Origin of the sequence: Rhodococcus sp. (in: high G+C Gram-positive bacteria) (assembly GCF_049286785.1) — a bacterium.
Lineage (GTDB): Bacteria > Actinomycetota > Actinomycetes > Mycobacteriales > Mycobacteriaceae > Rhodococcus_F.
Genome location: NZ_JBAQEO010000264.1, coordinates 1 through 1,811, shown reverse-complemented (window position 1 = coordinate 1,811; position 1,811 = coordinate 1). Strand labels below are relative to the sequence as shown.

Sequence of the window (1,811 nt, the reverse complement as noted above, 5' to 3'; positions counted from 1 at the left end):
CTCGAATGCGGTGATGGTGGCCTCGGCCATGGTGTTGATGGTGTAGGGGCCGATGAGACTGTCGACGTAGAGGGTGTCGGGGTAGTCGGGGTTCTTCGTCGAGGTCGATGCCCACAGCGGCCGCTGCACCCGGGCCCCGCGGGTGGCGAGTTGCTCCCACCGCTGTCCGGTGAAGCGGTCCCGGAAGATCTGGTAGGCGAGGCGGGCTTGGGCGATCGCCGCCCGACCCCGCAGCGCCATGGTCTCGGTGTCGCCGATGTGCTCGAGACGTCGATCGACCTCCGTGTCGACGCGGCTGACAAAGAACGATGCGACACTGCGCACCGCGGCCAGATCACCGCCCCGTGCCGCCAGCGCCTCCAGACCCTGCAGGTACGCCTCGATCACCTGTTCGTAGCGTGCGAGGGAGAAGATCAAGGTGATATTGATGCTCACGCCCTTGCCGATCATGTCCGCGATGGCCGGTATTCCCTCCGCGGTCGCGGGGATCTTCACGAACACGTTCGGTCGGGCGATCCGTTCATGCAGTCGACTGGCCGCGGCGATCGTGGCGTCGGTGTCACGTGCCAGTTCCGGGGCGACCTCGATCGAGACGAACCCATCGGTGCCGCCCGAGGTGTCGTAGACGGGCCGCAGTACCGCAGCTGCGTCGACGATATCCGCCACGGCGAGCTCCCAATACGCGTCTTCGACCGCGAGTCCCTGGGCGATGAGTGCCGCGAACTGTGCGTCGTAGGCATCGGAGCCTGCGATGGCCCGCGCGAAGATGGTGGGGTTGGCCGTCACCCCCCGTATCCCGGCGGCCACGAACTCGGCGAGTGTGCCATCGCGCAGATAGGGGCGGGTGAGGTTGTCCAACCAGGGGCTTTGTCCCTGCTCGCTGTGCAGGCGATGCAATCGGCTTGCCGTTGCCCCTACCGGTGGGTGTGGGAATCTGTTCATCGTCGTGCCTTTCGTCGTCCGGGGCGTCTGATCCACGCCCACTTGCTCACCGCGCTGCCCGCATGTGCACGCAGTCACTGCCGGTCGGTAGGTGGTTTCCTCACAGCTCGGCGGCGGTGCCGGCAGGGAACCCGGAGCAGTCGCCTCGTCACACGGACCAGAAGGCTGCGGGGAGAGTAACTGAGATGATTCGGTAGATACCCATGGGGCGTAATCCCCTGCAGAGGTATGGCTTTGAGTGATGCTGACCGCTCCTGGACCCGCGGCGTTACCGAAAAGCTTGCACGGAGCGTCGCGGTCAGCGATGCGTCCTGATGCCGGTGGTCGGGTGCACGGGTCATTCGATCGACACGCGAGCCGATCCTGCGCCTCGCCCCATGTCGGTTCGTGTCCGTCAGGGACGGGCGGTACCCGGGGGCGAGTGCGCATGAGCGGACGCTGTGCGGTGGACCACCACACAGCACCGGTCCGGTCGCGGGTCCAGTTCCGCGTGTGCCGTGGGGTGGGAGCTGCCGGCGATCACGCCTTCGACGCTGCCGGCGATCACGCCTTCGACGAGGCGCAAGTTCAGCCCGCACACGATGTCCAGGTGGTCCCGGGCGACGAGGTGAAAGGGGCAGTTGCGCAGGTCGATACGGCCGTCGTCGTCGATCTGGGGCAGGTAACCGCAGCCGCGCAGCGCCACCAGGAGATCTCCCCCGGCGTCGGCGGCGGCCCGCTTGCCGGCGTCGACTGCGGCCTCGTTGACCGCCGCCCGCACCGTTCCGCTGGTGTCCTGTTCCACCGAGGAGACGAGCAATCGGGCGAGCAGCTCGTAGTCCCGCGGCGGCACGCTGAGGGTCATTTCCTTCGTGGCCCGGGTGTAGAGC

General features: G+C 67.2%; 1 protein-coding gene and 1 pseudogene. Both read right to left on the bottom strand.

Annotated features, from left to right (window positions below; genetic code table 11):
• The coding region (gene tal / locus WAW17_RS10565; RefSeq protein WP_422332934.1) for a transaldolase at window positions 1-942 on the bottom strand (942 nt) is incomplete at its 3' end.
• Between the two features lie 394 nt (window positions 943-1,336).
• Window positions 1,337-1,811, bottom strand: a pseudogene (locus WAW17_RS10560) (ArsR family transcriptional regulator); the annotation flags it as partial.